The organism is Paraburkholderia sp. Ac-20342 (genome assembly GCF_017104985.1).
GTDB lineage: Bacteria > Pseudomonadota > Gammaproteobacteria > Burkholderiales > Burkholderiaceae > Paraburkholderia.
Genome location: NZ_JAAGPQ010000042.1, coordinates 46,243 through 71,325, shown reverse-complemented (window position 1 = coordinate 71,325; position 25,083 = coordinate 46,243). Strand labels below are relative to the sequence as shown.

The window sequence follows — 25,083 nt, the reverse complement described above, 5'->3', positions numbered from 1 at the left end:
ACACGACCGAGAACGCGAGGCCGACCGCGCCGACGATCACGAACATCGCGCGCCAGCCGAATGACTCGATGATCCAGAACAGCAGCGGGCTGAACACGGCAAGGCCGATGTACTGCCCCACCTGATAAATACTGGTTGCCCGTGCGCGTTCGCGCTGCGGAAACCAGTGGCCCACCACGCGGCTATTCGCGGAGAAGCAGGGCGATTCCGCCACGCCGAGTCCGAGGCGATAGATCATCAGCGAAATCAGTCCTCCTGAGAGTCCGTTCAGGATGATGAAGGCCGACCAGCCCGAGACCGCGAGGAAATAGGTCTTTTTCGCGCCGATCCGGTCGAGCAGCAGGCCGGCCGGAATCTGCGAGAGCGTGTAGGTCCACGAGAAAGCGGAGAACACGATGCCCATCACGCCGGCCGACAGGCCAAGTTCCTTCGTGAGGCTCGGTGCGGCGATGCCGAGCACCGTGCGATCGAGGTAGTTGATGACGGTGCCGATCGCGAGCAGCGCGAGAATCGCGAAGCGGGCTCGCGATCGTCGTGCCGGATTCGCGGCGGTGGAAAGTGTTGTCTCTGTCTTCATGCCTTGTTTGTCTCCAGTAATGAAAGCGCAGACGTCCTGGATGCGCTTGTCACGATCACAACGCGATATGGCGGTGTCGCCCAGCCGGTTTACCCACACTTGAGGATCGCTGCGTCGTCACTGCCCGGGTACGCGAGCGATGCGTTGCAAGGCCGGTTGATCCGGCGGCGAGACGCTCATATCGTCCGGCGTGCTGCCAGAGCGGTTGCCACATGGCGCTGCGTCAGCGAGCCGGCGTGCCGCAAGCGCCTCCATTCCGGATCGGCGCGCCTGCGACAAAACCCCTTGTTCACTCGTCAAGCCTCGGGGTAGATTATGTGGAAGTAACTTCCAAATTGGAAGTTACTTTCGTAAAAAAACGACCAGGGTTTTCCCAGTAGCGAGCTTGTCTGGCCGATCTGTCCGCGTTCAGAAATTTGTAAAGTTATCAACGGACTACCGCCTCATCCGTCACGGCGGGCGAAAACCTGAATCTCTGCCGGTTGAGTGGCTGGCCAGCCGGCCCGGCGAGATCGTGATAGGGAAAACCCTTTCCTGTAGTTTTTGAATATTCTTCCAATCTGGAAGTAACTTCCGTATAGTCTGTCCGACACCGAATCGTCGAGCGAGAGGATGGGTCGTGGCTTCGACACTCGCGGAGTAAGGGCATCACTTCAAAACACATAGGATCGCCAATCATGTTCGATATGTCTGAGCAGCGCGTTTTGGTCATCGGCGGCTCGTCGGGTATTGGCTTCGCCACGGCGAAGCTGGCCAGATCGCTCGGCGCGCGGGTTACCATCGCGTCGCGTTCGCCGGAAAAGCTTGCCGCGGCCGCGCAAAAAATCGGCGAGGGCACTCAAGGCCGCGAGCTCGATCTCACCGCCGACGAGGCAGTCGCCGCGTTCTTCGACAACGAGGAAGCCTGGCACCACGTTATCGTCACCGGGTCGGAAGTATCGATGGCCGCCGTTCGCGAGTTGCCGATGGAGTCCGCCTATGCCGCGATGAACTCGAAGTTCTGGGGCTTCTATCGTGTCGCGCGTCATGCGCGGATTCACGCGGGCGGGTCGCTCGGCGTGATTGCCGGCTTTCTTGCCACTCGCCCGGCGGCGGGACGAGCACTCATGGGGGCGATAAATGGAGCGCTGGAAAGCCTGGTTCAGGGTCTGGCGCTGGAACTCAAGCCCGTGAGAGTGAACGCTGTGTCGCCGGCCGTCGTGGCAACGGAAATGTGGAGTGCAATGACGGAAAGCGCTCGCGCCGCCATGTTCGAGAAGGTTGCCGCGTCGTATCCGGCAGGGTGCCACGCGCAACCGGACGATATTGCACGCCAGCTTTTGCTGCTTGCCTGCACGCCTTATGCGACGGGCACCATCGTGACGCTCGATGGCGGCGCCTCGATTGCCTGACCGGAAGCCGTCGTCATGTTCAAACGCATGTCGGTGCTGGTCCGGCGCACTGGCGATAACCGGGAACGCTTCTCGCGAAACTGGGAACGTCACGCGGCGCCCGTGGCTCGATTGCCGAAAGTGCGCGGCTATATCCAGAATCACGTAGAGGAAGACTTCACGGTCCCGGGCGGTTCGGCGATCGAGGTGGACGGTTTCGTGGAGCTGCTGTGGGACCGTCCGGAAGATATGGCGGCAGCCTTTGCCAGTGCCGCCGCGCGACCGATGGTGGAAGACGAGCCGAACTTTCTCGGCCACGGTTCGGGGTATGCGATCAGGAAGGCTTCGCCGTTACGCGAGAGCGCGGGCGGCAAGCTGATCGTTGCGGCCATCGGCGGTGCGGCGGCGCTGGATGCGATCGAAGCACGATGCCAGGTGCTGCAACAACGGGCCGTGCTGATCCGCGACGATGTGGCCGATCTGATCGCCAAGCCCGGCATGGAACCGCCCCAGCCGGTTAGCGCATTTTTCCATCTCCAGTTCGACAATGCGGAGAGTGCGCGGAAGGCCGGGCATAGGCTTGCCTCATGCGCGGCTTCGGTTGACGCGCGTTTGAGCGTTTGCCGCGTGCGAACGCTACGCTTCGTCTGACCGGGCGAACGGGCTGTGCCAGAAGCGATTTCCTATCGGCGGTCGATCTGTCGCGGGGCAGATTTCCGCTATGTCAGCGAGTCGGCAACTTACAAGCAGAAAGCAGGCGTTATTCCCCAACCGATGAGGGTTGCGCGTTCCTGAGTACATCGAGTGGCTTTAGTCTGGCGAATCGGTGTATTGTTCGGCACAGACGAAGCAGGGCAGGCAATGCCGGCAGCAGTGGCGCGGCGCAGAGCGAACAGTCGCCCTGCGCCGACCGACCATGCCGGGTATTGCGAATCCCGACCCCACGCCTCAGTGCAAAAGGAACTTTCGCCATGAGCGATCCTCAGCAGCCGACCACCCAGCCGCTCGATCTGAGCGCGTTCGCCTCACTCGCGACACCGGATGAGGCCGGGAATCCGGCATCCGGTTCGGATTCATCCCGTCTCCCTGTCGACACTGCGGAGTCGACCGAAATCGCGGCGCCCATGCCGGCTTTCGAGCGTCTCGTCGAACTGAGCACCCTGCCGGCCGAACTGCAAACCCGCGCGCACCAGCTTGCCGATTCGATCCGTTTCGAGGACACGGCCTCGACGCTGACTTTCATCGAGCATACGCTGCAGCCGATTGCCCAGGTCTCCCGGCAACTGCTCGCCGATACCACGGTCGGCAATGCGGGCGAAGTCGGCCAGATCGCCGCGGCCGTGATCGACGGCATCAAGATCCTGCGTATCGACGAACTCCAGGCCGAAGCGCACAAGATCGCGCCGAAAGCGACCGGCTTGCTCGGCCGGGTGATGGGCCTCGGCAAGCTCGCGCACGATGCGGTCCAGTCCTTCGCGGAGAACCGCAAGAAATTCCTGACGCTGATGGACGCCGAGGAAGCGCGGGCACGCAAGGCGAAAGCCGACCTGATGACCACCGTGCAACTGCTCGACGATCAGAGTCAGACTGTGCGCCAGGGCGTGGGCAATCTGACGATCGCCATTGCCGCCGCGCAGATCGCACTGGATCGCGGCGTGCAGGAAGCCGAGGAACTGCGCCAGATCGCGCTGCGCTCGAACACGTCGGGCGACGCAGCGATCGCGATGGATCGTCGCAATACGCTCGCGAATTTCCGGGCCCAGACGGCCGACATGCGTGAAGCCATGGTGTCGGCCGCGACCCTGATTCCGCTGATCGCCTCGAATCGCAAGGCGGCAGTGACACGCGTCTCGCAACTGAACAGCGGTATCCTGCTGACCCTGCCGCGTCTGATGGCGGTCGCTTCGCAAGCGGCTGTCGAGGCGGACGTGCAGCGCGGTGGGCAGGAAAAGGAAAAGCTGGACGAAGCGAATCGCCGGATCACGGAGATCGCCGGTCGTGCCGCGCACGACGCCGCCATTTCCGCGGCCCGCAGCTTGCAGGGCGACAATCGCAACCTCGAGGCGCTGTCCGCGCTCGCCGAGCAAACGATTTCGACCATGCAGGAAGTGCTCAAGATCGAACAGGATGCCGCCGATGAAGACCGCAAGCGCGAGCAGGAACTCGTGCGCGTGCGCGATCGCCTCGTATCCGGCATGCGCGGCGTGCAGCAAGCCGCACTCGCGAGGCCGGTCCGCGGCGCCTGATCGCCTCGGCCCCCACTCTCTACAGGAACATCGCGAATGACCGCGCAGCCCCCGGATTCCCAGGACGGCGCCGGGATCGACCCGGCCACGCAACCGCTCGACCTCGGCGCGATCACGCGCAGCCTGGCCGACACGGCGCCAGGCGCTGGCACGGCGATCTCCGCGGCACCTGCCGCCGCCGTTGCGCCGGACCTGACTTCGTTCGATCTCGACGCGGCCTGGCTGCGCCGGGCCGAAGCCGACGGCGCGGGCTTCCTGTCCCGGTTCGCGCGCATCGTCAGCGAGGCTTTGCCGCAGCACGCGACGCTCGACATCGTGCGTCGCGGACTCTTCCGCAAAACCGAGGAAGTCGTCGGACTCGCCGTAGCGTTCGAGGACGAAACCTACCGCATGCGCCTTTCCGGCAATCAGCAGATCGTGACCGAAGTCGAAAAGCGCGTGCGCGGCATCACGCTTTCGACCCGACAGGTGCAGGCGCACACGTGGATCTCCGGCCTGCTCGCCAAGGTACACGAGCGCACGGAAAAGGCGCGAGGCATTGCCGACCTGCTGCGCTCGCTCTGACGCATCGGCTACCCCATTTTCTACCGAGGCTATTCATGGGAATCTGGTCTTCGTTGTTCGGCGGTGGTAGCAGCAATTCCCCAACGCAGGCACCTCCCGACGATCGGCCCTTCTTCGACGCGCAAGGTGTGCCGAACCTGCTGCACGAGCGTCTCGAACAGGCCCGGGCGGGCACGCTGCCGTGGATCTCCACGCTGACGGCGCCCGAACTCGCACTGGCCCGCTCGCATGGCGTCCGGATGATCGCGCCGATCGCGGCCACCTGCTGGATGCATTACGGCTATTCGTGGACCGAGGGGCACAAGCAGGGCTGGAATACCGCCCAGCATCGGCTTCAGGCCGAGGCCGCCGCGCTCGGCGCGAACGCCGTCATCGACGTGAAGATGGTCTCGCTCGATCTTGCGATCGAGAGCAGCATGGACTACTCGCTCGTCGGCACGGCGGTGCGGATCGCGGGCCTGCCGGCGAGTCCCGCGCCGATCCTCTCGACCGTGCCCGCGCTCGAGTTCGTGCAACTGCTCGAAGCGGGCATCGTGCCCGTTGGCCTTGCCGTCGGCGCACGCTTTGCATGGAGCAACGACAACCTCGACTGGCGATCCGACCAGTCCTGGCGCAACGCCGTGATGAGCCAAACCACGTCTTTCTGGGAACGCATCCGCCGCGATGCCCACCGCGACCTGCGCGAAGACACGGCGCGGCAGGGGCGCGGCGTGCTCGCGCAACTGAATTTCAGCCAGATCTTCCGGCGCGAGTACGAGAACCCGACCCGCTACAACTACCTCGGGCGTCACATCGTCATGGGAACGGTCGTGGACGGCGAGCCGGCCGGCACGATCCCTCACCCGGTCGAATGGGTGCTCGACCTGAGCGACCGCCCGGATCTGATCCGCACGACGTCGGTGCATCACAACTCGTTCAACGACGGCATCTGATTGTCCCGGATCGCCCCGGATCGCCTTTACACCGTCTTCCTTACCAAGGAGCCAGCGCATGTCGAATACCACGGTCGCCGACTACAGCCACCAACTTCCCTCGAGCGTGAGGGAGCGCCTGCAGGGCCTTCGCACTGCCGCACATCCGTCCGGCGTCTTCACGTCCGATCTTTCGGTCAACGAATTTCTTCTCGTGCGCAAGGCGGGTTTCGAGCCTATCGGCCTGTGTGTCGGTAGCTGCATCTACCACGTCGGCATCCAGTATTCGTCGTGGAATCAGAACCAGGAAATGACGGTCCTGTCGCAGGCGATGTACCACGCCCGCGAGCTCGCGATGTCGCGCATGCGCGAGGAAGCGCGCGAGATGGACGCGGACGGTATTGTCGGCGTGCGGCTCGAAATCAAGCATGTCGAATGGGACGAAAATCTTCTCGAATTCATCGCGATCGGCACGGGCGTGGTTCATAACCACGACACGAAGGGCTTCAAGGCGCACGACGGCGGGCCGTTCACGTCCGATCTGTCCGGCCAGGACTTCTATACGCTGCTCGGCGCAGGCTATCGCCCGGTCGAGATGGTCATGGGCTCGTGCGTGTATCACGTCGCGCACCGGGGCGTATTGCAGGCGTTCCGCCAGGCCGGGCGCAACGTCGAACTCGAACAGTTCACCCAGGCGCTTTACAGCGCGCGCGAACTCGCCATCGAGCGTATGCAGAAGGAAGCGCAGGACGCGAAGGCCGAAGGCGTTGTCGGCACGATCGTGCAGGAGAAGTCGTATCGTTGGGAAAGCCATGTGATCGAGTTCTTCGCGATCGGCACGGCCGTCGTGCCGCTCAACGAGGAAATCGCGCCCAAGGACATTCCGGCGCCGACACTGGTGCTGTCGGTCAACGATTAGGGCAATTTTGCCGGCAGGGCGTGGCTGTGTTTTACGCGGCCGCGTACGTCGGCGTGTTCGGCATTGCTGTGCCGGTGAGAGGTTCGGTAGCCGCGAAAGCCGCTTGCTGCGAAGGCTCAATTGATATATGATATGTATATCAATAATCGGGGGGGTAATGAGCCGAATCCTGATTGACTTGCCCGATGCGCAGGTCGAAGAGTTAGCGGTGCTTGTGGCCGCTGAGCAACGTCCTCGCGCCGCCGTCATTCGCGACGCGATTGAGGCCTATATCACGCAGCACAAGCGCGCTGTCGGGGCTGACGTTTTTGGTCTGTGGAAAAGCAGGAAAGTCGATGGTCTGGAATACCAGCAGGAACTGCGCTCAGAATGGTAAGGGCACTTTTCGACACAAACGTTCTGATCGACTACCTCAACGGCGTAGGTGTGGCGAAGAAAGAACTCGCGCGCTATGAGTATCGTGCGATTAGCACGATCACCTGGATGGAAGTCCTGGTTGGTGCAACACCGGACGATGAAGCGGCTATTCGTGCATGGCTTGGCTCGTTCGATGTCATTGCGCTCGACGCAGCCATCGCAAATCGGGCGGTCGAGATTCGTAAACAGAGGCGGATTCGACTGCCCGATGCAATTGTATGGGCCTCGGCCCAGGTGAATGTAATGCTGCTGGTTTCTCGCAATACCAAGGATTTTCCTGCTGACGAACCTGGCGTACGTGTCCCATACAAGATTTAAAGGAAAACGGGATTTGCCTCTGCATCTCCGGACACGCGCTGAAATGAACTCGTCAATGCTGCGAGCCGGGTGTTCGAGGGTGTTGGACACCTATCCGTCATGACGCCGTCTGCGCAGTTTTTGCCCGCGCATCTATTGGCGCCCGCCGTGAGAGCGGGCGCCAGATGGTCACACGGTTACGCTGCCGCGTCTGCCGCTTCCGCGCATGTCCATGACGCCTTGAGACGCGCGCGGATGTCGGCGAGCGTGGTCGTCACCAGCAGTTGCCCGTTCCGGAAGACCGGTGTCAGCGCGCCGGTGGCGAACTGCTCGGGCGTCTGCTGTTCGTACAGCACGTAGTCGTAGCCTTCCTTCTCGACGCGCAACAGGCCGCGAGCCGACTTCTTCGTGCCGTCGTCGGTGGCCGGGTCCTTGTAGATGTCGACCTGTTCGTCGCCGACTTCGGCGTAGATCGCTTTCATGGCCCAGCCGAACGTGTCTCGCGACAGCATATTGTAGGTGTAGGAGCCGATGCCGAATACCACGTTGCTCGACGCGAAGCCCTTCTCGGCCAGGCGGGTCAGAATGTCCCAGGCGCGCGTCAGCGAGATCGAGTCGCCGTAGATCAGGCCGACCTTGTCGTTGAGCATCCGGTAGCCGCTGTGCGTCGACGTGCCGCCGTAGATGTCCCACAGGCATTCGACCGATCCCTTGCGCTCGGCTTCCGTGATGTGCAGACCGTTGGCCGCCACGATGTAACGGTCGCCGGCTTTGCGGAATGCGCCGTCGGCATCGCGCGCGAGTTCGTTGTCGCGATAGCCTGCCAGGATCCGCACCGGATCGCCGGAGTCCGGGCGAAACACCACGCGGCTCTGGCCGAGCGCATTCGGTTGGCGGGCGAGAATCGCTTCCTTCAGCTCCTTCGCGATAACCGTCATGACGTTCCAGTAGTCGAACGAATCGCTCACCAGCGAGACCATGCCGGCCGGATAGTCCTGTGTGACGAATTCGCGGATGACCTCGCGTTCGGCCAACGGGCGCAGCGCTTTTTCGTCGAGTCCGGCATGTGCCGGATCGCGTTGCAGGCGCTTGAGCGTGGCCAGAATCCGCAGCGTCATGACGCTGTGCTCGGAAGCCGGGATCGAACCGCCCACCAGCTCCTTGTCCGCGTCGGCGCCGTAGTAGTCTTCGGCATAGTCGATGGCCGGGATCGTGTCGGTGCCCGTGAACGACAGCAGGTGGCCGACGCCGCAGCGCATGGCGTCGTGCACGCCGCTCATGCCGCGCATCGAGAAGTCGTGGCCCTGCCAGTCCACGAAGTCTTCCGGCGCTCCGGTCAGCTTCGCGAAGTGGCTCAGCAGCTTGCGGAATTCGAAGGCGATGGTCGCGACTGTCGACGGTTTCCAGATCTCGGCACTGAACAGCGTCTCGAAGTAAGTCGAGACCCACGGAAACGCCGGATGCGTGTTGACGAAGATCACCGGCGGCACCTTGATGTTCACGCGCACGCCCTCGGGCAGCGCGCGCAGTTCGAGCGGCAGATAGCCGAGATCGTGCAGCGCGCCGAGGCGCTCGACCGGCACCGCATCCTGGCCGAGCGCGGTGTCCATGCGGCGCTTGTACCGGCGAATGGCCGCGTCCTTCGGCGCCTCGAAGAACTCGCGCTGGAACACGCCGAGAAAGAACTCCTTGATGAAGCCCTGGAGACCGAACCACACCACCTTGTTGTCGTAGAACTGTTCGAGCACGGGGGCGTACTTCGCCGAGCGCGGCGTGAAGTTCGCGACGAGCTTCGTCGTGGCTGCCGGGTACATCGACGGATGGCCCGTCTTGTAGAAGTCGGCGAGATTGAAGGGAATCAGTCCGTTCATGATCGTTCTCCGGTCGGGGTGATGGCGTGCGGGTTCAGGCCAGGACGGCGCGGGCGTCGTCCGTCCAGTTATTGCGAGTGAAGACGGCGGCGTAGTGCTCCAGCAGCGCGTCGAGGCCCTTGCTGAAGATGCCGTGCGTCACGTACAGGTACAGCGGGTTGCGCGCGGCACTGCGGGCCTGCTTTGCATCGAGCGCCTGCGCAAGTTCGGTGAAGGTGCGGCCGCCGTCGCAGATGTCGTCGATCACCAGCAGCGCGCATTCGGGCAGGTCGCCCTGAATCGCGGTTCCGGTGATGGCGCCCGTGCGGGTGTCGCGGACCTTGTCGGCGAACACGACGGGCAGGTCGAGTTGCGGGTCGAGCTGCGAATTGAGTTGTGAAGCCAGCTTCAGCACGCGCTTGCGGGCACCCGCGTCTGGCGCGACCAGCGCGAGGCTCGAACGACTCCTGAGAACCTGTTCGACGACACGGCGCAGGGCCGGCAACGGATCGTCGATCACGACACGGTCCAGCAGCGCGGCCGTCACGTCGCTGTGCGGGTCCTGGATGACGACCCGGCGATAGTGCTGGGCGTTGATCAGGTCGCAGAACACCTTGGCGCTGAGCGATTCACCGGGATTCGCCACGCGATCCTGGCGCGCGTACGGCACGTAGGGCAGGTGCAGATCGAGCGGCGTGTCCGGATAGGCCCGGCGCAGCGCGTCGGTGGTCATCAGCAGCGTCATGACGGCGGCGGCATCCGGAAGATGCGCGTTGAGTTCGAGCTGCCCGGCCGGCACGCCGGTCTGGACCGTGACATGCATTTCTCCGCCCGGGAATTTCAGAACTTTCAGGCCGACCGGATTACGCGCCTTCAGCGACGACTCGGCGTCGTGCTGCATCGTGGTCACCGCGGTGATGTTCAACATCGCTGCCTCTTACATAGTTGGAAAGTGCGACTAACTTGCTGCGAAGTATAGACATAGACCGACATAGTCGCTTTCTGCAACTATGTTTGCTAAACTTTTTTCAGGTTGGACAGGGCAAGGGGTAGGGCATGAAAAAGGGCTACGAAAAACCGGACGTGAGCGTCGATGTGGTGCTGCTGACGTTGTCGGAAGAGGGATTGCTGGTGGCGCTGCACGAGCGCCGCCAGCAACCGTGCCGCGGGGCGTTGGCGCTGCCGGGCGGCTATATCCACACGAACGAGGACGGTTCGCTCGAAGACGCGGTGTATCGCATGCTGCGCGAGAAAACGCAGCTTGAACCGCGCTACATCGAGCAGCTTCAGACGTTCGCCGGCCCGGGACGGGACCCGCGCGGGTGGTCGGTCGCGATCAGCTACGTCGCGCTCGTGCCGCTGGAGAGTCTGACGGGGGCTGAATCGGGCGTGTTCGGGCTCTATCCGGTGGACCGGCTTCCCGCGCTGGCCTTCGACCATGCGGAGCAGATCCGCGCCGCCGTGCTGCGCGTGCGCAACAAGTCGAGCTATTCGACGCTGCCATGCTGGCTGTTGCCGGAGAAATTCACGCTGACCCAGCTGCAGCATACCTACGAAGCGGTGTTCGGCGAGACGGTAACGCGGGCGACATTCCGTTCGCGACTCGGGATCAAGGTCGGCGACGTGCAGCCCGGCGAAGCGGTCGACGACGCGGGCGTGCTGATCGCGACCGACGATTACCAGCTCGGCAACCAGCGGCCGGCGCGGCTGTTTCGGGTCGACCAACTGGGTCTGTTCAAACGCGCGGGGTGGTAGGCCGCGTCCGCTGCGCGCAGTGCAACTGCCGCGTCGAGGCGGGAGCGGAACCGTTCCCGCCTCGGCGATTATTTCCAGCGCTGCCATTCGGCCGGGTAACGCGAGGTCATCGGGCGGACGTTCCGGGAAGCCGGGTAAAGTGCCTTGCCCAGCCTGTCACGCGTAGGCATAGCGTACGAGATGAAAGAACACCGGCGCGGCGAAGCAGATCGAATCGACGCGATCGAGCATACCGCCGTGGCCGGCGATCATCGAGCCCCAGTCCTTCGTGCCGAGCGAGCGCTTGACGGCCGACAGCACGAGCCCGCCGACGAAGCCCGAGATCACGATCGCGAGCGAGATGCCGAACGCCGCGCCGAAGCTGAACGGCGTCACGCGATACAGCACCGCGCCGCACAGCGTGGCGAGCAGGCCGCCGCCGATGAAGCCTTCGACCGTCTTCGAGGGCGACAGCTGTGGTGCGATCTTGCGCCGTCCGAACAGCTTGCCGACCACGTATTGCAGCACGTCGCTGATCTGCACGACGAGCAGGAAGTAGAACAGCAGCAGCGCGTTCTCTCCCGCGTAATGCGGAATGTCGAGGATCAGCACGGCGGGCGCGTGGCTCAGGCCGTACACGCAAACCATTAGCGCCCAGTTGATCTTCGCGTTGCGGCTCAGGAATTCGCTCGTGTCCTGCGTGAGCGCCGAGACGAGCGACATCGCGAAGAACAGATGCACCGGCACGAAAATCGAATACATCCCATACCAGTTGATCGCGAGCAGCAGATACTGCACCGGGATCGCGACGAAGAACGCGATGCACAGCGTCGTGTGGTCGCTCGCGGTCGTCGGCGTGAGCGTGATGAATTCGCGCAGCGTCAGGTATGACAGCAGCGCGAACACGAAGTAGGTGACGTTGTTGCCGAGGCCGATCGCGACCACCATCACCGCGATCATCGCCCACCATGCGCGGATGCGCTGATTGAGGTTGACGATAGTGTCGCTCGTGCCGCCGGCGCGCGCGCCGAGTATCGCGCCGATCAAGGTCGCGATGGCGAGCAGCCCTGTCACGCCCGCGACCAGTTCCCAGAAAAGTGTTCGCATGCTCAAAGTCCGGATGAAGAGGAGAAGGGCGCTCAGCCGGCCGGCCGATGCGGCGCGAGCGCGACGATCGCGTCGCGCATGCGGGCGAGGAAGGAGGCCTTGTCTTCCTCAGCGGCTAGCGCCTCGCGGGCGCCAAAATGCACCTTGCAGATCAGCGGTACAGGCCAGATCGCGCCTTTCGGCATGATGCGCTGCAGGTTCTCGAGATAGACGGGCGCAAGTGCCACATGCGGGAATTGCCTCGCGAGATGGAACAGTCCGCTCCTGAACGGCTGCGGCAGTGCGTCGGCACTGCGGGTGCCCTCGGGGAAGATGATGATCGAGTGCCCCTGTGCGAGCGCGTCGCGTACAGGATCGAGCGGGTCGCCGCCCGATTCGCGGTGACGGTCGATCAGCACGACGTTCAGCAGCTTCTGCGCGATGTGGCGCTTGAGCGTACCGCTGTCCCAGTAGTCGCGCGCGGCGACCGGCCGCACGACGGCGCGCACCTCGTGCGGCAGCGCGGCGAGGATCGCAAGCGTATCGATGTGGCTCGTATGGTTCGAGAAATAGATCGTCTGGGTTGGCGACGGCGGTGCCTGATACCAGACCGGATAGGCACCTGCGACGAGTCGCACGAGGGTCAGCAGGAAATCGCGCTGCCACACGTTCAGGATGTTCATAGGCGGCGCATCCCCTGTTCATGTGCGTGGCCGGAGCCGCGGTCTCCACGCGGCCGGCGGCATCCCGGCATGCCGATGCGGCGCAATAGGGGAAATGGCGGGGGTTTAATTTTCTTCAAATGAGTGGCGGCCTGTCGCGGCTCTGCGAAAATGATTCGAATCGACTCGCGCATAGGGCGGATTGGCGAATGCACGGGTCGATGGCATGATAAGGGCTCATTGCATCAGCGCATGAATGCTTGTTTGCAGTTCGAATGAATCACGCGGTCGGGCCAGCGGATTATCGGGTGTTTCCGCGAAAAGCGCCAGATTCCGATTATGTCGTGCCAATTAAAGCCGCGAATTAAAACCAATGAGCCTTTACGCACTCAAGCCCAAATTCCAGAACTGTCTGCGTCCGTTCGCGGACTCGCTCGCCGAACGGGGCGTCACCGCCAATCAGGTCACGCTGTTCGCGGCCGGCGGCTCGATTGTAGTCGGGGCGATTGCCGGGCTCGGCGTCTTCGCCCGCGCGCTGTTCCTGCTGATTCCGCTATGGCTGTTCGCGCGCATGGCGCTCAATGCGATTGACGGGATGCTCGCTCGCGAGCACGGGCAGAAGAGCACGCTCGGTGCGTACCTTAACGAACTCGGCGATATCGTGTCCGACGTCGCGCTCGTGCTGCCTTTTCTCGCGATCCCGGCATTCGCGCCCGCGGACGTCTGGTTATTCGCGCTGACGGCGGTCATCGTCGAAAGCGCGGGGCTCGCCGGTCCGCTCGTTGGCGCGAGCCGCCGCTATGACGGTCCGTTCGGCAAGAGCGACCGCGCGCTCGCGCTCGGCGCGTTCGCACTGTGGTTCGGTGTCGGTTTGCCGATCGGTGTCGTCGGTGCGTGGCTGTGGCGTCTGCTGATCGTGCTGTCGATCGCAACGGCGGTGCGGCGCGTACGGGCGGGGGTTGTCGAAGTGGGCGGCCGACTGAGTGGCTGACGTCGCGGACACCGGAACGGGGGCGCGACATGATTCGAATAACGAAACGAGAGAGCGGATGAGCGCACGTACTGCCCGCGAGGCCAACTTCACCACTCATGACGGCACGACGCTGTTCTATCGTCACTGGCCCGCAACGGGCCCGCGCTGTCGCGGCGCAATCGTCCTGCTGCACCGCGGCCACGAACATTCGGCGCGCGTCGCGCATCTCGTCGACGAACTCGATCTGGCGGATTTCGCCTTTTTTGCCTGGGATGCACGCGGTCACGGCCGCTCGCCCGGCGCGCGCGGCTACAGCCCGAGCGCGGCCGCGTCGGTGCGCGACCTGCAAGCGTTTGTCGAGCATATCCGCGACACGTACGGCATTGCCGTCGAGGACATGGCCGTGATCGGCCAGAGCGTCGGCGCCGTGCTCGCGGCCACATGGGTGCACGACTATGCACCGCCGATCCGCTGCCTCGCTGTCGCGTCGCCGGCGTTTCGCATCAAGCTTTACGTGCCGTTCGCACGGCCGGGTCTGCGGCTGATGTACAGGCTGCGCGGACTGTTCTACGTGAACAGCTACGTGAAGCCGAAATTCCTCACGCACGATCCTGAGCGGATCGCGAGCTATACGGCCGATCCGCTGATTACGCGGCCGATCGCGGTCAACATGCTGCTCGATCTGCACGACACCGCGAAGCGGATCGTCGCCGATGCAGCGGCGATCACCGTGCCGACGCAACTGCTGATTTCCGGCGCCGACTGGGTCGTGCATCGCGATCCGCAGGACCGTTTCTTCGAGCGGCTCGGCTCGGCGTGCAAAGAACGCATCGTGCTGCCGGGCTTCTATCACGACACGCTCGGCGAGCGCGATCGCGCGCAGGCGCTCTCGCCGCTACGCGCGTTCATGTTGCGCGAGTTCGATGCGCCGGGCCCGCGCGTGTCGCTCGCCGACGCCGACCGGCGCGGCGCATTCCACGACGAATACGTGGCGCTCGGCCAGCCGCCCGCGAATCCGCTCTCCCGCGCGTACTGGGCCATCACGCGCATGGGGCTGAAGGTCGGCGGCGCGTTGTCGGACGGCATCGCGCTCGGTCTGCGGCTCGGTTTCGATTCGGGCTCGACGCTCGACTACGTGTATCGCAACCGCGCGCAAGGGCGGCTCGGCGTCGGCGCGCTGATCGACCGCACGTACCTCGATTCGCCGGGCTGGGCCGGTATCCGGCAGCGCAAGGTGCATCTGCAGGAACTGATCGGCGCGGCGATCGGCCGCCTACGCGGCAATGGCACGCCGGTACGGATCGTCGACATCGCGGCCGGACACGGGCGTTATGTGCTCGATGCGATCGCCATGGCCGCCGAACGTGACGGCGCGCTGCCCGACGGCATTCTGCTGCGCGACTACAGTCCGCCGAATGTCGAGGCCGGCCGCGCGCTGATCGCGCAGCGCGGCCTCGCTCCGATCGCGCGTTTCGAACCGGGCGACGCATTCGACGAGGCATCGCTCGCGGCGCTCGAGCCGCGCCCGACGCTAGCGATCGTGTCGGGCCTCTACGAGCTGTTCGGCGCGAACGAGATGATCGAGCGCTCGCTGCGCGGGCTGGCGCGGGCCGTGCCGCCAGGCGGCTATCTCGTCTATACGGGGCAGCCGTGGCATCCGCAGCTCGAATTCATCGCGCGCGTATTGAACAATCACCGTGGCGAGGCGACGTGGGTCATGCGCCGCCGCTCGCAGGCCGAGATGGACGAACTGGTCGCGCGTGCGGGCTTCCGCAAGCTCGACCAGCGAATCGACGCGATGGGCATTTTCACGGTGAGCCTCGCGCAGCGGGTCGATGCGCCATGAGTGCATCATGAGCGAACTCGGCGGCGACGCAAGCGGTCTCGTCGCGCAAGCCAGCCGCCCGCGCGACGCGTCATTCGCGTTGCGCCTCGGCTGGCTGGCGGCGATGGGCGCGGTGTTCTTTTCCACGTACGGTTTCGCGAACTGGCTGGCCGCGCGCCGCGCGTCGGTGCCGACCTTCGCGTTCGGCTGGGAACACGCGATTCCATTCGTACCCTGGACGATCGTGCCGTACTGGTCGATCGACCTGCTGTATGCGCTGTCGTTCTTCTTCTGGACACGCCGCGACGATCTGTTCGATCACGTCAAGCGGCTGCTGACCGTGCAACTGATCTCCGTCGCGTGCTTTATCGCGTGGCCGTTGCGCTTCGGTTTCGAGCGGCCCGACGCGGGCGGCCTGGCCGGCGCGCTGTTCACGCTGCTGATGGGCTTCGACAAGCCGTACAACCAGGCGCCGTCGTTGCATATCGGTCTGCTTGTCGTGCTGTGGGCCGTCTACGCCAGGCATCTGCGCGGCAGGCTTGCGCGTTGCGCGCTACATCTGTGGTTCCTGGCGATCGGCGTGTCGGTGCTGACGACCTATCAGCATCACGCGATCGACGTGCCGACCGGTGCGGCCGTCGGCTGCCTCGCGCTGTTCCTGTTTCCTCTGCGCGATGCCGCAGGCCGGCTGCCCGAGGCCGAGGTCCGGCGGCACAGGGCGAGCCGCAAGCTCGCGCGCCGCTATGCGCTTGCGGCAATCCTCGTCGCTGTGATTGCGATGGTCTGTGTGCCGCGTGCGCCGGGCTGGGCCTTGGTCGCGGGGTGGGTTGCGCTGGCGCTCGCCTGTGTCGCATGGATTTATTGGCGCGGCGCGCCGGGTGCGTTCCAGAAGGACGCGCGGGGGCGTTTCCCGGTTTTCATCCGCTGGCTGCTGGCGCCGACGATTGCCGGCGCGTTCGTCAATTCGCGGCTGTGGACATTCCGGCAACCGGCCCCGGTGCGGATCGACGAGCGTGTGTCGATCGGCCGAACGCCGACGACGCGCGAGGCGCGGCGGCGCGGCTTGACAGGACTCGTCGATTTGACGGCCGAGATGCCGGGCTGGGTCGCGGCCGACGCATCGCTCGCGTATGCGGCCGCGCCGCAACTCGATCTCGTCGCCCCGACCGCGCGGCAATTGCAGCAGGCAGTCGCGGCGCTCGAAAGGCTGCATGGCGAAGGCCGCGACGTGCTTGTCTGCTGCGCGCTCGGCTATGGCCGCAGTGTGCTGTGCGCGGCTGCATGGCTCGCGCTGCGGCGCGGTTTGCACGATGCTCGCGACGCGCTGGTGGCGGTGCGCGCCGTTCATTCGCATGCCGTATGGTCGGACGACGGGGTGGCCGTGCTGCAGGACTGGATCGATCTCCGGCGCGCGATGGGGGCGGCGTGATGCGCGACCTGTCCTCGGCGTTCCGGATTGCCGCCGCGCGTGGCGCGCTCGATGCGGGCGTGTGGGCGGTCGCGGCGGCGCTGTGCGCGGCGGGTGCGGGCTGGTGGGTCGCATCGGGATGGCCGCCGGCGGCGACGGTGCGCGTGCTGCTGGCCGTTGTCAGCACGGGGTCGGGGATCGCGGCGCTGTGGTACGCGATACGTATCGGGATCGACCGCCGGTTGTTCGCGGCGTTGGCAGAGCAAACCGCGGTGCCGGACGCGGACCTCGACGCGATCCTGAGCGGATTGGATCACGCCATGCTGGAACTTGGCTGGATCGCTCCGGCGAAGGCAGGCCGTTTGCTGGGAGAGCGGGTGCAAGGCGCGGTCGGGCTGCTGCGGGCGAGTGTGGTTGTGGCTGGCATACAGTGGCTTGCGGTTGGTGTTGCTCTTGTTGCAAAGGGATTCTGATTCGCAGGCAATCCGGCACGAGTACGCGCGTGCGATGCTTGGGTCGCGGCCGGTTTCGTACGTGGTTGCAACGAGACAAACTGTGCATCGTCGCGTGATCGTGTCAACCAGCCGCCGAAACGGCGGTCTCGCGAGAGCATCGTCTGGTAGCAGGTGTCTGGGCCGAGGCGCATGCCTGAACTTTAAAGCAAAGGCGTGCGTATTCTGGTCGGATTCGGACATGAGCATTGATGCGCGGGACCGCACTGCTGGCCAGGGACGACGCATGTCGGACTTTGCCAGGGAGAGGTTTCCATCCTTGAGCCAGACGTTCGAAACGGCGATGTGCCGTTGCTCGTTGGGGGCATGCTCAGGGTCAAGCGCCGCACAGATCAGGGGCCGGTCTACCTGATGCCGCAACCGGTATTACTTCTTTCATCGGCGATCGATGCTGAATGGAGTACTTTCCGTACGCATGCTCTAACCCGCGAATAACTCGAATGCTCCGGCTTTATAGACGTCACGTTTGTCGACGACCGTGCGTGCATGTTTCCTATTTCAATTGCCCGAAAACCGCCACGAAATGACATGTGCGGAATGTGATCTGGTCATCGTCAATGCTGTTATATCGGCAACGTGCGACAATGCGAAATTCGCATGTGATCGCACATGACGGACATGAACGATTCCGGCTTTGGTCTATTTCATTATCTACTTCCAGGTTATATGGAAACTACTTCATATCGAGCGGCTAACGACATTGCAGTGACCGTACGTCGGCCCGACACGCAGACTCCCGCACCCGTCGTCATCTTGTGTCATGGGTTTTGCGGCATCCAGGAGTTGCTGCTTCCAAAATTTGCCGAAGCTTTTGCCCGCGCCGGCTATGCGGCTGTTACGTTCGACTATCGCGGCTTTGGCGCGAGTGGGGGAGAACAGGGCCGGCTTATCCCGGCGATGCAGATTGAGGATATCCGTACTGTTATCGCGTTTGTCAGGGAACTGCCTTATGTCGACGCCGAGCGCGTCGGGCTGTGGGGGACGTCGCTCGGCGGCGGCCATGTGCTTGCCGCAGCCGCAAGTGATCCGTCCATCAAGGCCGTTGTTAGTCAGCTTGGCTTTGCTGACGGCGAACAAGCGACGACTCGCAATATGACCGAAGCCGAAAAGCAGGCATTCGTTGCGACGCTCGAACGGATGCACGAGAAGAAACAGAGCACCGGCAGGGAAATGTTTGTCCCGATTACGAAAGTACTCACAGACCCGCAATCGAAAACATTTTTCGAGGAGAACCGGAAGAACTATCCAGCAATGGATATCAAGATTCCCTTCCTGACCGTTCGTGAGATATTGAACTACAAGCCAAAGGACTATGCCGTGCGCGTTACATGTCCGGTGCTAGTTGTTATCGCCGGCGAAGATGGTGTGAATCCGCCGAATCACGGTATCGAGCTTTTTGACGCAGTTGCGGCGACCACGAAGCAGCTTCACGTCGAGCAAACTGCCGGCCACTACGACATGTACGATGGGCAACACTTCGAAAGCAGCGTTGCCAGGCAGATCGACTGGTTTTGCAAGCATGTCTAGTTGAATGGGCCTTTTGCCGAACTCATCAGCCTGGGGTTCGGCGGGTCAAGGCATCGCTATTGCTCTCAGCGCTAGTCCCACCAGCGTCATATTGACGCGCGGAAGGGCATCGATTTGGCCAATAACTTCACCTTGAAGTCAAAGTGTTGGGCCGGAATCCGGCGGAGTTTTTTTGCGGATTCCGGCCGTGTCTCATCGTGATGCCGGAGGTGCGCGACACCGCGCCGTCCTTTGAGCAATTCATTGGCAGGGTGTCGTGCTGCGCGGCCGTGTTTATCACACGCACACGGTAAATCTCTAATCGTGCCTGTCGCAACCAGAACCAGCCCACACTCAGAACAGAATCGTCCGCCCCGATGTCTCGGCTTGCTCATTAATCTCGCGCTTCGCCTTCTCGCTGATTTTCGGATTGTTCCGCAGATCGATGTAGCGAAGTTGCGTGTTCGCTGCCAGCGCACGTGCTCCACGATCGTCGATCATATTGGACGAAAGGGTGACCTTGCTCAGCCCCGACATTCCTGACAGCGCGATGGCGCCGTCGGCCTGAATATTCGCGTGACTCATCGCCAGTACTTTCAGTCGTGGGTTGAGCGATAGCGCGATCGCACAGGCGTCGCTGGATTCCAGCGAATTGCTGACATCAAGCTCCTCCAGCGAGGGATGCTCCGCCAGCATGGCAAATCCATTTTCGTCGAGCTCGCTCTCCGCAAGGCCGAGTTTTCGCAATGCACGGTTCTTCATCAGTTCCTGTACGCCGAGATTACTGATGCTGCAACCGTTCAACAGCAACTCTCGCAGATTCTTATTCTCGGCCAGCGCTGCCGCGCAGTCGTCATCGATACCGTGACTATCGCTAAGATCGAGTTCCACCAGCTGTGGGGCGGCAGCGAGCGCTTTTACGCCGGTCAGGGTAAGGTTTTCGTTGCAAAACATCAGCTTCTGCAACAGAGGGAGCTTCGCAATCTTCATTGCTCCAGCGTCGCCTGAGCGAGTGCCGGATGCATTCAGTTCGCGAATCTTTTTACCCTTGCCCAACAGTTGCCTGAGCCCGATACTGCCGAGAGCAGAATTTTCCTGCACGTCGAGCTTCTCGGCCATGCCGAACGCCGGTAGCGTCCCAAGTTTGGAAAACGGCTTGAGCTTGGTCCACACCGGTGGCTGAATATCCAGGCCACTCGCATCGAGGTGTGTGGTATGCGGATAACGCCCATTGTTCATCGCATCCCGAACGTTTCTGAGGTGCTCGCGGTCTGTGATTCTGCGGCTGTCGGTATAAACCTCGGCAATATCATTGAGTCGACGGTTGGCAAAGCGTATCGCGTCTCGTGTTGCGGAGTCACCGTTCTCGACGATTTCACGAAGCAACTCCACCGGCAGGTTCGGACTTTGCGTCGCCTGGTCTGCACCCACCAGCCTGGTTCGATTAGCCGTCTTCGTATTACCTGTCGGCAGATTGCGAAGACCGGAGAGACTTGCCAGCGGCCCGGACATGGAACGGTCTTTCACTCTGTTTCGGACTGCGTCCTGATTCTCCTGAACGCCGTCCGATGGCGGGGTGCTCCCGCTGGTGGAGGCGATGAATCTCGTTAGCACGCTTTTCATGGCTGTATCCCGATCCCGATGCATTGCACAACGACACTCTAGTGATCCGGCGTAACGCGGTCGTGCACCAGACGAACTTTGTGTTTGATAGACGAAGCAGGCTATCCGGCGCTCAACCTTCACGGAACCCGATATTTCTAGCTGACCCGAACCGGAGAGGATCAACGCAAAGTGGGTCCGTCATTGCCGGCTCGCGGAGTCTTATGCGACTGTCGTCCAGGCCGAATTGCCGACAGGCTCCGGGGGGGAATTTCGCGGACGTTTGAACGGCATCTGAAGGTTATTCACCTAAAATTTGATGTAATTGAGGTGAAAGACATTTTTGTACCTGTTCAGTGAGAGCGGGATCGTCTGCTCTCTATTTGTAAGGGGCTTCGCGCGGAAGCCCTGGCAAGCCGATCACGGGCAGTTGCATGCCTTAACTGCGACTGATATAGTCTAAGTTAACGGCATGGTAATGAACATGTCGTCCTGATGGCTGGGACCTTTGTGCCATGCGGGTTCTCGGTCACCCGCACCGCAGACTCTTCTCAGGAGCACGACAGATGTCGCAACGCATTCTTGTTATTGGAGCCGGCTTCGCCGGTATGTGGAGCGCGCTGGCTTCGGCCCGCTTGCTCGATCAGGTCGGACGTACCGACGTAGAGATCACGCTGGTCGCGCCCGAGCCTGAACTTCATGTCCGCCCGCGTCTGTATGAGCAAAATCCGCTGGGAATGAAGGCGCCGCTGCAAGAGATTTTCAAAGCCGTCGGCGTCCAGTTCGTTCAGGGCAAAGTGCAGAACATCGACGTTGCCAGGCAAGAGGTCAACGTCATCGGCGTGGGGGCCGACACTTCGCATCACACCATCCGTTATGACCGCCTCGTGCTAGCCGCCGGCAGCCGTCTATTCTGCCCGCCCATTTCCGGCCTGAAAGAACATGCCTTCAACGTCGATCAGATCGCCGACGCGGCTGTGCTTGAAACCCACTTGCACAGTCTGGCCGAGCGTCCGGCCAGCGTGGCTCGCAATACGGTCGTGGTGGCTGGGGCCGGTTTCACGGGAATCGAGACCGCGGCGGAAATGCCCGCGCGTCTGCGTGAAGTCTTGGGCGCGGATGAGGCGGTCACGGTAATCATGGTCGAGCGCAACGCCGAAGTCGGTCCCGATCTGGGCCCCGGTCCGCGTCCGGTAATCATTGAGGCGTTGACCGAACTGGGCGTGACGTGGAAGTTGGGCTCGAGTGTTGCGGCTGTCGACGCCACGGGCGTCACGCTGGAAAACGGCGAACGCATCGATGCCGGCACGGTGATCTGGACCGCCGGAGCGCGAGCCAGCGAACTGACTCAGCAAATCCCCGCCGAACGCGACAACTTCGGTCGCCTGCACGTGGACCGCAACCTGAAGGTCAAGGGCCTGGACGGGGTGTTTGCCACCGGCGACTGCGCCTATGCCGCCACGGACGACGACGGCAATTACGCGAAGATGTCCTGCCAGCACGCCATGAATCTGGGTCGCTCCGCCGGCCACAACGTAGCGGCCGATCTGCTTGGCGAGCCATCGATTCCGTATAGCCAGCCCAAGTACGTGACGTGCCTGGACCTGGGCCCATGGGGAGCGGTGTACACCGAGGGCTGGGAACGTGAGGTCAAACTGGTTGGCGCCGAAGCCAAAGCCCTGAAGACCAAGATCAATACGGAGTGGATCTACCCGCCCAGCGCGGATCGTGCAGAGGCGCTTGCCCTCGCTGATCCCCGCCGCATTGTCGTGGCATAACGGCTCATCCGGCATGAAAAAAGCGATCCGGGTGTGGATCGCTTTTTTCTCTGTGCCTCAGTAAGGCGGCACGGGTCTGGGTTGGTGCCTTGTGTGAGCGACTCTCGGAGAAATAGAGAGCGAAATCGCAATTCTGTGGAGAAGTTCTCCAGAAAAATAGAACGTCGGAGAAAAATTACTGAGTACGGGTTCCGTTTGACTGCATCACCTGGCTCATATGTTCGGCATCCTTTTCAAGCAGGATCGGAATTTCGGTTTTCAGAAGTTCTGCCCACTCCCGGGTCTTTGCGTCGACGAACTTTCTCGATGGAAAGAGTAGATAGATTCCAATCTCAGGCGATTTCCACTGAGGAAGAACGTGTACCAATGTGCCTCTGCGCAGCGCATCCACGATGTTGTGGCTCATGAGCAAAGCGATCCCGAGGCCGTGAATGGCAGCGTGAACAACGGGCTCTGGGAGATCACCAATAATCGGTCCAACAGGATCAATGGTGAATGATTCGCTTCCATTGATAAGCTTCCAGTGAGTGGTGAGCGATGGATTGACCAGGCGCAGGCACGCGTGATTGACGAGGTCTCGCGGATGTTCGGGCACCCCATGAGTCGCCAGATACTTTGGAGAGGCGCACAGGACCGCAGAGATCGTGCCGAGGCGCTGGGCGATCAAGCCCGAGTCGGGCAGATGCTGGGAAAGATAGACGCTAACGTCGATACCTTCCGAGAGCAGGTCCGGCATGTACTGCGAAGTACTGTATTCAATCGACACCAGCGGGTGTCGCGCGGAGTACTTCGTCACCAACGGTACAACATATCGATTTCCGAAGCTTGCCATGCATAGAACGCGCAGGCGCCCCGCCGGCTGAGCCGCAGCGCCCGCAGCCATCTGCTCGGCCTCGGCCAGGAGTTCCATGATCAGCTCTGCCTGTTTGAAGTACTTTTCACCCGCACTGGTAAGCACCAGCTTGCGAGTAGTGCGTTGCAGGAGCTTGGTCTGAAGCCGCGATTCGAGTTCGGTAACCAGTCGCGAGATTTGCGGCGTCGTAACATCCAGTTGCGCTGCAGCCGCCGTAAAGCTTCCGGAATGCACCACGCGAATAAAGGCGTTCATCGCGTGGAAGACGCCGTTTTCCAGATTCTTGCGCATGATACAAAGATGATTGTAGTAGGACTATATTTTTATATCTTACCCCGGTCGATACGATCCGGCCATGACTACGCCGCGACACTTTCGTCGCCCAGCGTAGGCCGTCAGATCCGAGGATAATCAAGGGGTAAGTAGATATGAATGGTGCTGAAAGTCTTTTGCGTTCGCTCATTGCCAGCGGAGTGGATGTTTGCTTTGCTAATCCTGGCACTTCTGAGATGCACTTCGTGGCAGCTCTCGACGCAGTGGAGGGCATGCATCCTGTACTTGGTCTGTACGAGGGCGTGGTGACAGGCGCTGCGGATGGATACGGCCGCATGGCCGGAAAACCGGCGTGCACGCTTCTGCATCTCGGTCCCGGTCTTGCAAATGGCCTGGCAAACTTGCACAACGCGCGTAAGGCGTCGACTCCGATCGTCAATATCGTCGGCGACCATGCAGCGACCCATGCCCGTTATGACGCGCCGCTGTCATCAGACGTGATCGGTTTCGCGAGGCCGGTCTCCCACTGGGTACATTCGTCATCGAGTTCGCGCACGGCCGGTGCCGACGCCGCGCGCGCGGTTCACGCTGCGCGCTCAGGAGCGGGGCAAATTGCGACGCTGATTCTTCCGGCTGATACTGCGTGGGAAGAAGCGGATTTCGTCGCTCCGCCGTTGCCTGCTCCGGTTCGACAATTGGCAACTCAAAACGCAGTGGATCATGCTGCGCGTCTGCTTCGTAACGGAAAGAAGACAGTAATACTGACCAGAGGCGAGGCTCTTCAGGATCGCGGGCTTCGAGCACTTGGCAAGATCGCGGCGCAGACCGGATGCCGAATTATGTGTGACACGTTCTTCCCGCGTCTGCAGCGCGGTGCCGGACGAATTGAGCTCGAACGTCTTCCGTACTTTGCTGAGCAAGTTGTCGACGTTCTTGCTGGTACGGAGCAAATGATTCTCGTTGGAGCGCCACCCCCCGTCAGTTTCTTTGCATATCTGGACAAGCCGAGCTGGCTGACGCCTGCCGGATGCCAGCTTGCGGTACTCGCGCATCCCCACGAGGATGGTCCCGCCTCACTCGAGGCGCTTCTGCATGCCTTGGGCGCGCACAACGAAACAGCACGCGTGCTGGAACGTAAGCCGATCGGCGTCAAGAATGCAAATGTGCTTGATGCGCAGGCGATTATGCAGGCTGTGGCCAAGCATCTGCCGGAAAACGCAATCGTTGCAGACGAGTCACTGTCGTCCGGGTTTATGCACTACGGCGTTACCGCGTCAGCGTTGCCTCACGACTATCTGAATCTGACAGGCGGTGCGATCGGCAGCATGATGGCCGTGTCGACAGGTGCGGGTATAGCGTGCCCTGACCGAAAAGTCGTAACGCTTCAGGGCGACGGCAGCGCGATGTACATCCTCCAGTCGCTTTGGACGCAGGCGCGGGAGAAGGTCGACGTTACTACGGTCATTTACGCAAACCGTGGCTACAAGATTCTCAGCAACGAACTCAAGCGAGTGGGCGCAACGAACGAGGGGGCGCTTGCAGCTTCGATGTTTGATTTGCAAAACCCTTCACTGGATTGGGTGAGGCTCGCAACCGGTATGGGTGTTGAAGCGGTAAGCGTAGATTCACCCCGCGCATTTGAAGATGCATTCGCGGACGCAATGCGGAAACGAGGTCCTCGACTGATCGAGGCGCTGATCTAACGCGGTTCTCGCACTCC

23 protein-coding genes are annotated in these 25,083 nt (G+C 62.2%); 16 read left to right on the top strand and 7 right to left on the bottom strand.

The features are described from left to right. The coding region (locus tag G3N58_RS19005) for an MFS transporter (protein WP_205999924.1) at positions 1-577 on the bottom strand (577 nt) is incomplete at its 3' end. Between the two features lie 677 nt (positions 578-1,254). Between G3N58_RS19005 and G3N58_RS19000 the strand changes: the two genes are divergently transcribed. The 8 genes from G3N58_RS19000 (at position 1,255) to G3N58_RS18965 (ending at position 7,322) form a co-directional block, all read left to right on the top strand. Continuing rightward, complete coding sequence (locus tag G3N58_RS19000; protein WP_167037114.1) at positions 1,255-1,968, top strand: SDR family oxidoreductase; 714 nt, start codon at positions 1,255-1,257, stop codon at positions 1,966-1,968. Between the two features lie 27 nt (positions 1,969-1,995). Then, the gene (locus G3N58_RS18995) at positions 1,996-2,598 is read left to right on the top strand and encodes an EthD family reductase (protein ID WP_167037111.1); all 603 of its coding nucleotides are present in this window, start codon (positions 1,996-1,998) and stop codon (positions 2,596-2,598) included. A 320-nt stretch (positions 2,599-2,918) separates the two neighbouring features. Beyond that, positions 2,919-4,193 carry a toxic anion resistance protein gene (locus G3N58_RS18990; protein ID WP_205999923.1) on the top strand — a complete coding sequence of 425 codons (1,275 nt, stop codon included), beginning with the start codon at positions 2,919-2,921 and terminating at the stop codon, positions 4,191-4,193. A 36-nt stretch (positions 4,194-4,229) separates the two neighbouring features. Beyond that, positions 4,230-4,757, top strand: coding sequence for a hypothetical protein (locus G3N58_RS18985; RefSeq protein ID WP_167037102.1), 528 nt, complete (start codon positions 4,230-4,232; stop codon positions 4,755-4,757). Between the two features lie 35 nt (positions 4,758-4,792). Further along, a complete protein-coding gene (locus G3N58_RS18980) occupies positions 4,793-5,689 on the top strand; it encodes a heavy metal-binding domain-containing protein (protein WP_167037099.1) in 897 nt (298 codons plus the stop codon). A 58-nt stretch (positions 5,690-5,747) separates the two neighbouring features. Next, positions 5,748-6,587 (top strand): heavy metal-binding domain-containing protein, encoded by an 840-nt coding sequence (locus G3N58_RS18975; protein ID WP_167037096.1) that lies wholly within the window; start codon positions 5,748-5,750, stop codon positions 6,585-6,587. A 157-nt stretch (positions 6,588-6,744) separates the two neighbouring features. After that, positions 6,745-6,963 carry a ribbon-helix-helix protein, CopG family gene (locus G3N58_RS18970; protein ID WP_167037093.1) on the top strand — a complete coding sequence of 73 codons (219 nt, stop codon included), beginning with the start codon at positions 6,745-6,747 and terminating at the stop codon, positions 6,961-6,963. Next, positions 6,957-7,322: a type II toxin-antitoxin system VapC family toxin gene (locus G3N58_RS18965; RefSeq protein ID WP_167037090.1), complete on the top strand. Its 366-nt coding sequence runs from the start codon at positions 6,957-6,959 to the stop codon at positions 7,320-7,322. Before G3N58_RS18970 ends, G3N58_RS18965 begins: the two co-directional genes overlap by 7 nt. A 176-nt stretch (positions 7,323-7,498) precedes the next feature. Here the strand turns inward: G3N58_RS18965 and G3N58_RS18960 are convergent, their stop codons facing one another. Together G3N58_RS18960 and G3N58_RS18955 are read right to left on the bottom strand one after the other, a co-directional pair. Further along, positions 7,499-9,172, bottom strand: coding sequence for a nicotinate phosphoribosyltransferase (locus G3N58_RS18960; RefSeq protein WP_167037087.1), 1,674 nt, complete (start codon positions 9,170-9,172; stop codon positions 7,499-7,501). 34 nt (positions 9,173-9,206) lie between these two features. Next, on the bottom strand, positions 9,207-10,079 hold the full coding sequence (locus G3N58_RS18955; RefSeq protein WP_167037084.1) for a ribose-phosphate pyrophosphokinase-like domain-containing protein: 873 nt from the start codon (positions 10,077-10,079) through the stop codon (positions 9,207-9,209). 128 nt (positions 10,080-10,207) lie between these two features. Here G3N58_RS18955 and G3N58_RS18950 point away from each other — a divergent pair, with 128 nt between their 5' ends. Continuing rightward, entirely contained in the window at positions 10,208-10,906 is a 699-nt protein-coding gene (locus G3N58_RS18950; protein ID WP_167037081.1) for an NUDIX domain-containing protein, read from the top strand. A 156-nt stretch (positions 10,907-11,062) separates the two neighbouring features. Here G3N58_RS18950 and G3N58_RS18945 read toward each other — a convergent pair whose 3' ends face one another. Beyond that, positions 11,063-11,992 (bottom strand): phosphatidate cytidylyltransferase, encoded by a 930-nt coding sequence (locus G3N58_RS18945; protein ID WP_167037079.1) that lies wholly within the window; start codon positions 11,990-11,992, stop codon positions 11,063-11,065. Between the two features lie 32 nt (positions 11,993-12,024). Next, positions 12,025-12,654 carry a lysophospholipid acyltransferase family protein gene (locus tag G3N58_RS18940; protein ID WP_167037076.1) on the bottom strand — a complete coding sequence of 210 codons (630 nt, stop codon included), beginning with the start codon at positions 12,652-12,654 and terminating at the stop codon, positions 12,025-12,027. A 352-nt stretch (positions 12,655-13,006) separates the two neighbouring features. On the opposite strand from G3N58_RS18940, the gene G3N58_RS18935 reads away from it, so the two are divergent. The 5 genes from G3N58_RS18935 to G3N58_RS18915 all read left to right on the top strand — a co-directional run bounded on the left by G3N58_RS18935 (position 13,007) and on the right by G3N58_RS18915 (position 18,878). Then, the gene (locus G3N58_RS18935) at positions 13,007-13,624 is read left to right on the top strand and encodes a CDP-alcohol phosphatidyltransferase family protein (RefSeq protein ID WP_167037073.1); all 618 of its coding nucleotides are present in this window, start codon (positions 13,007-13,009) and stop codon (positions 13,622-13,624) included. A 58-nt stretch (positions 13,625-13,682) separates the two neighbouring features. Beyond that, entirely contained in the window at positions 13,683-15,452 is a 1,770-nt protein-coding gene (locus tag G3N58_RS18930; protein WP_167037070.1) for a bifunctional alpha/beta hydrolase/class I SAM-dependent methyltransferase, read from the top strand. Positions 15,453-15,459: 7 nt separating this feature from the next. Continuing rightward, positions 15,460-16,860 (top strand): phosphatase PAP2 family protein, encoded by a 1,401-nt coding sequence (locus G3N58_RS18925; protein ID WP_167037067.1) that lies wholly within the window; start codon positions 15,460-15,462, stop codon positions 16,858-16,860. Then, entirely contained in the window at positions 16,860-17,312 is a 453-nt protein-coding gene (locus tag G3N58_RS18920; protein WP_167285033.1) for a hypothetical protein, read from the top strand. The genes G3N58_RS18925 and G3N58_RS18920 overlap by 1 nt, the downstream gene beginning before the upstream one ends. Positions 17,313-17,960: 648 nt before the next feature. After that, a complete protein-coding gene (locus G3N58_RS18915) occupies positions 17,961-18,878 on the top strand; it encodes an alpha/beta hydrolase (protein WP_240162909.1) in 918 nt (305 codons plus the stop codon). A 333-nt stretch (positions 18,879-19,211) separates the two neighbouring features. Here G3N58_RS18915 and G3N58_RS18910 read toward each other — a convergent pair whose 3' ends face one another. Beyond that, positions 19,212-20,480 (bottom strand): hypothetical protein, encoded by a 1,269-nt coding sequence (locus G3N58_RS18910; RefSeq protein ID WP_167037061.1) that lies wholly within the window; start codon positions 20,478-20,480, stop codon positions 19,212-19,214. Between the two features lie 545 nt (positions 20,481-21,025). Between G3N58_RS18910 and G3N58_RS18905 the strand changes: the two genes are divergently transcribed. Further along, complete coding sequence (locus G3N58_RS18905) at positions 21,026-22,237, top strand: NAD(P)/FAD-dependent oxidoreductase (RefSeq protein ID WP_167037058.1); 1,212 nt, start codon at positions 21,026-21,028, stop codon at positions 22,235-22,237. 175 nt (positions 22,238-22,412) lie between these two features. Here the strand turns inward: G3N58_RS18905 and G3N58_RS18900 are convergent, their stop codons facing one another. Then, complete coding sequence (locus G3N58_RS18900) at positions 22,413-23,381, bottom strand: LysR family transcriptional regulator (protein ID WP_167037055.1); 969 nt, start codon at positions 23,379-23,381, stop codon at positions 22,413-22,415. A gap of 137 nt (positions 23,382-23,518) precedes the next feature. Between G3N58_RS18900 and G3N58_RS18895 the strand changes: the two genes are divergently transcribed. Beyond that, positions 23,519-25,066 (top strand): acetolactate synthase large subunit, encoded by a 1,548-nt coding sequence (locus G3N58_RS18895; RefSeq protein WP_167037052.1) that lies wholly within the window; start codon positions 23,519-23,521, stop codon positions 25,064-25,066. Positions 25,067-25,083: the final 17 nt, after the last annotated feature.

What these genes read in the sequence shown, in the direction of transcription:
- G3N58_RS19000 (WP_167037114.1), top strand. Translation starts at nt 1,255, where the DNA reads ATGTTCGATATGTCTGAGCAGCGCGTTTTGGTCATCGGCGGCTCGTCG.
- G3N58_RS18995 (WP_167037111.1), top strand. Translation starts at nt 1,996, where the DNA reads ATGTCGGTGCTGGTCCGGCGCACTGGCGATAACCGGGAACGCTTCTCG.
- G3N58_RS18990 (WP_205999923.1), top strand. Translation starts at nt 2,919, where the DNA reads ATGAGCGATCCTCAGCAGCCGACCACCCAGCCGCTCGATCTGAGCGCG.
- G3N58_RS18985 (WP_167037102.1), top strand. Translation starts at nt 4,230, where the DNA reads ATGACCGCGCAGCCCCCGGATTCCCAGGACGGCGCCGGGATCGACCCG.
- G3N58_RS18980 (WP_167037099.1), top strand. Translation starts at nt 4,793, where the DNA reads ATGGGAATCTGGTCTTCGTTGTTCGGCGGTGGTAGCAGCAATTCCCCA.
- G3N58_RS18975 (WP_167037096.1), top strand. Translation starts at nt 5,748, where the DNA reads ATGTCGAATACCACGGTCGCCGACTACAGCCACCAACTTCCCTCGAGC.
- G3N58_RS18970 (WP_167037093.1), top strand. Translation starts at nt 6,745, where the DNA reads ATGAGCCGAATCCTGATTGACTTGCCCGATGCGCAGGTCGAAGAGTTA.
- G3N58_RS18965 (WP_167037090.1), top strand. Translation starts at nt 6,957, where the DNA reads ATGGTAAGGGCACTTTTCGACACAAACGTTCTGATCGACTACCTCAAC.
- G3N58_RS18960 (WP_167037087.1), bottom strand. Translation starts at nt 9,172, where the DNA reads ATGAACGGACTGATTCCCTTCAATCTCGCCGACTTCTACAAGACGGGC.
- G3N58_RS18955 (WP_167037084.1), bottom strand. Translation starts at nt 10,079, where the DNA reads ATGTTGAACATCACCGCGGTGACCACGATGCAGCACGACGCCGAGTCG.
- G3N58_RS18950 (WP_167037081.1), top strand. Translation starts at nt 10,208, where the DNA reads ATGAAAAAGGGCTACGAAAAACCGGACGTGAGCGTCGATGTGGTGCTG.
- G3N58_RS18945 (WP_167037079.1), bottom strand. Translation starts at nt 11,992, where the DNA reads ATGCGAACACTTTTCTGGGAACTGGTCGCGGGCGTGACAGGGCTGCTC.
- G3N58_RS18940 (WP_167037076.1), bottom strand. Translation starts at nt 12,654, where the DNA reads ATGAACATCCTGAACGTGTGGCAGCGCGATTTCCTGCTGACCCTCGTG.
- G3N58_RS18935 (WP_167037073.1), top strand. Translation starts at nt 13,007, where the DNA reads ATGAGCCTTTACGCACTCAAGCCCAAATTCCAGAACTGTCTGCGTCCG.
- G3N58_RS18930 (WP_167037070.1), top strand. Translation starts at nt 13,683, where the DNA reads ATGAGCGCACGTACTGCCCGCGAGGCCAACTTCACCACTCATGACGGC.
- G3N58_RS18925 (WP_167037067.1), top strand. Translation starts at nt 15,460, where the DNA reads ATGAGCGAACTCGGCGGCGACGCAAGCGGTCTCGTCGCGCAAGCCAGC.
- G3N58_RS18920 (WP_167285033.1), top strand. Translation starts at nt 16,860, where the DNA reads ATGCGCGACCTGTCCTCGGCGTTCCGGATTGCCGCCGCGCGTGGCGCG.
- G3N58_RS18915 (WP_240162909.1), top strand. Translation starts at nt 17,961, where the DNA reads ATGACGGACATGAACGATTCCGGCTTTGGTCTATTTCATTATCTACTT.
- G3N58_RS18910 (WP_167037061.1), bottom strand. Translation starts at nt 20,480, where the DNA reads ATGAAAAGCGTGCTAACGAGATTCATCGCCTCCACCAGCGGGAGCACC.
- G3N58_RS18905 (WP_167037058.1), top strand. Translation starts at nt 21,026, where the DNA reads ATGTCGCAACGCATTCTTGTTATTGGAGCCGGCTTCGCCGGTATGTGG.
- G3N58_RS18900 (WP_167037055.1), bottom strand. Translation starts at nt 23,381, where the DNA reads ATGCGCAAGAATCTGGAAAACGGCGTCTTCCACGCGATGAACGCCTTT.
- G3N58_RS18895 (WP_167037052.1), top strand. Translation starts at nt 23,519, where the DNA reads ATGAATGGTGCTGAAAGTCTTTTGCGTTCGCTCATTGCCAGCGGAGTG.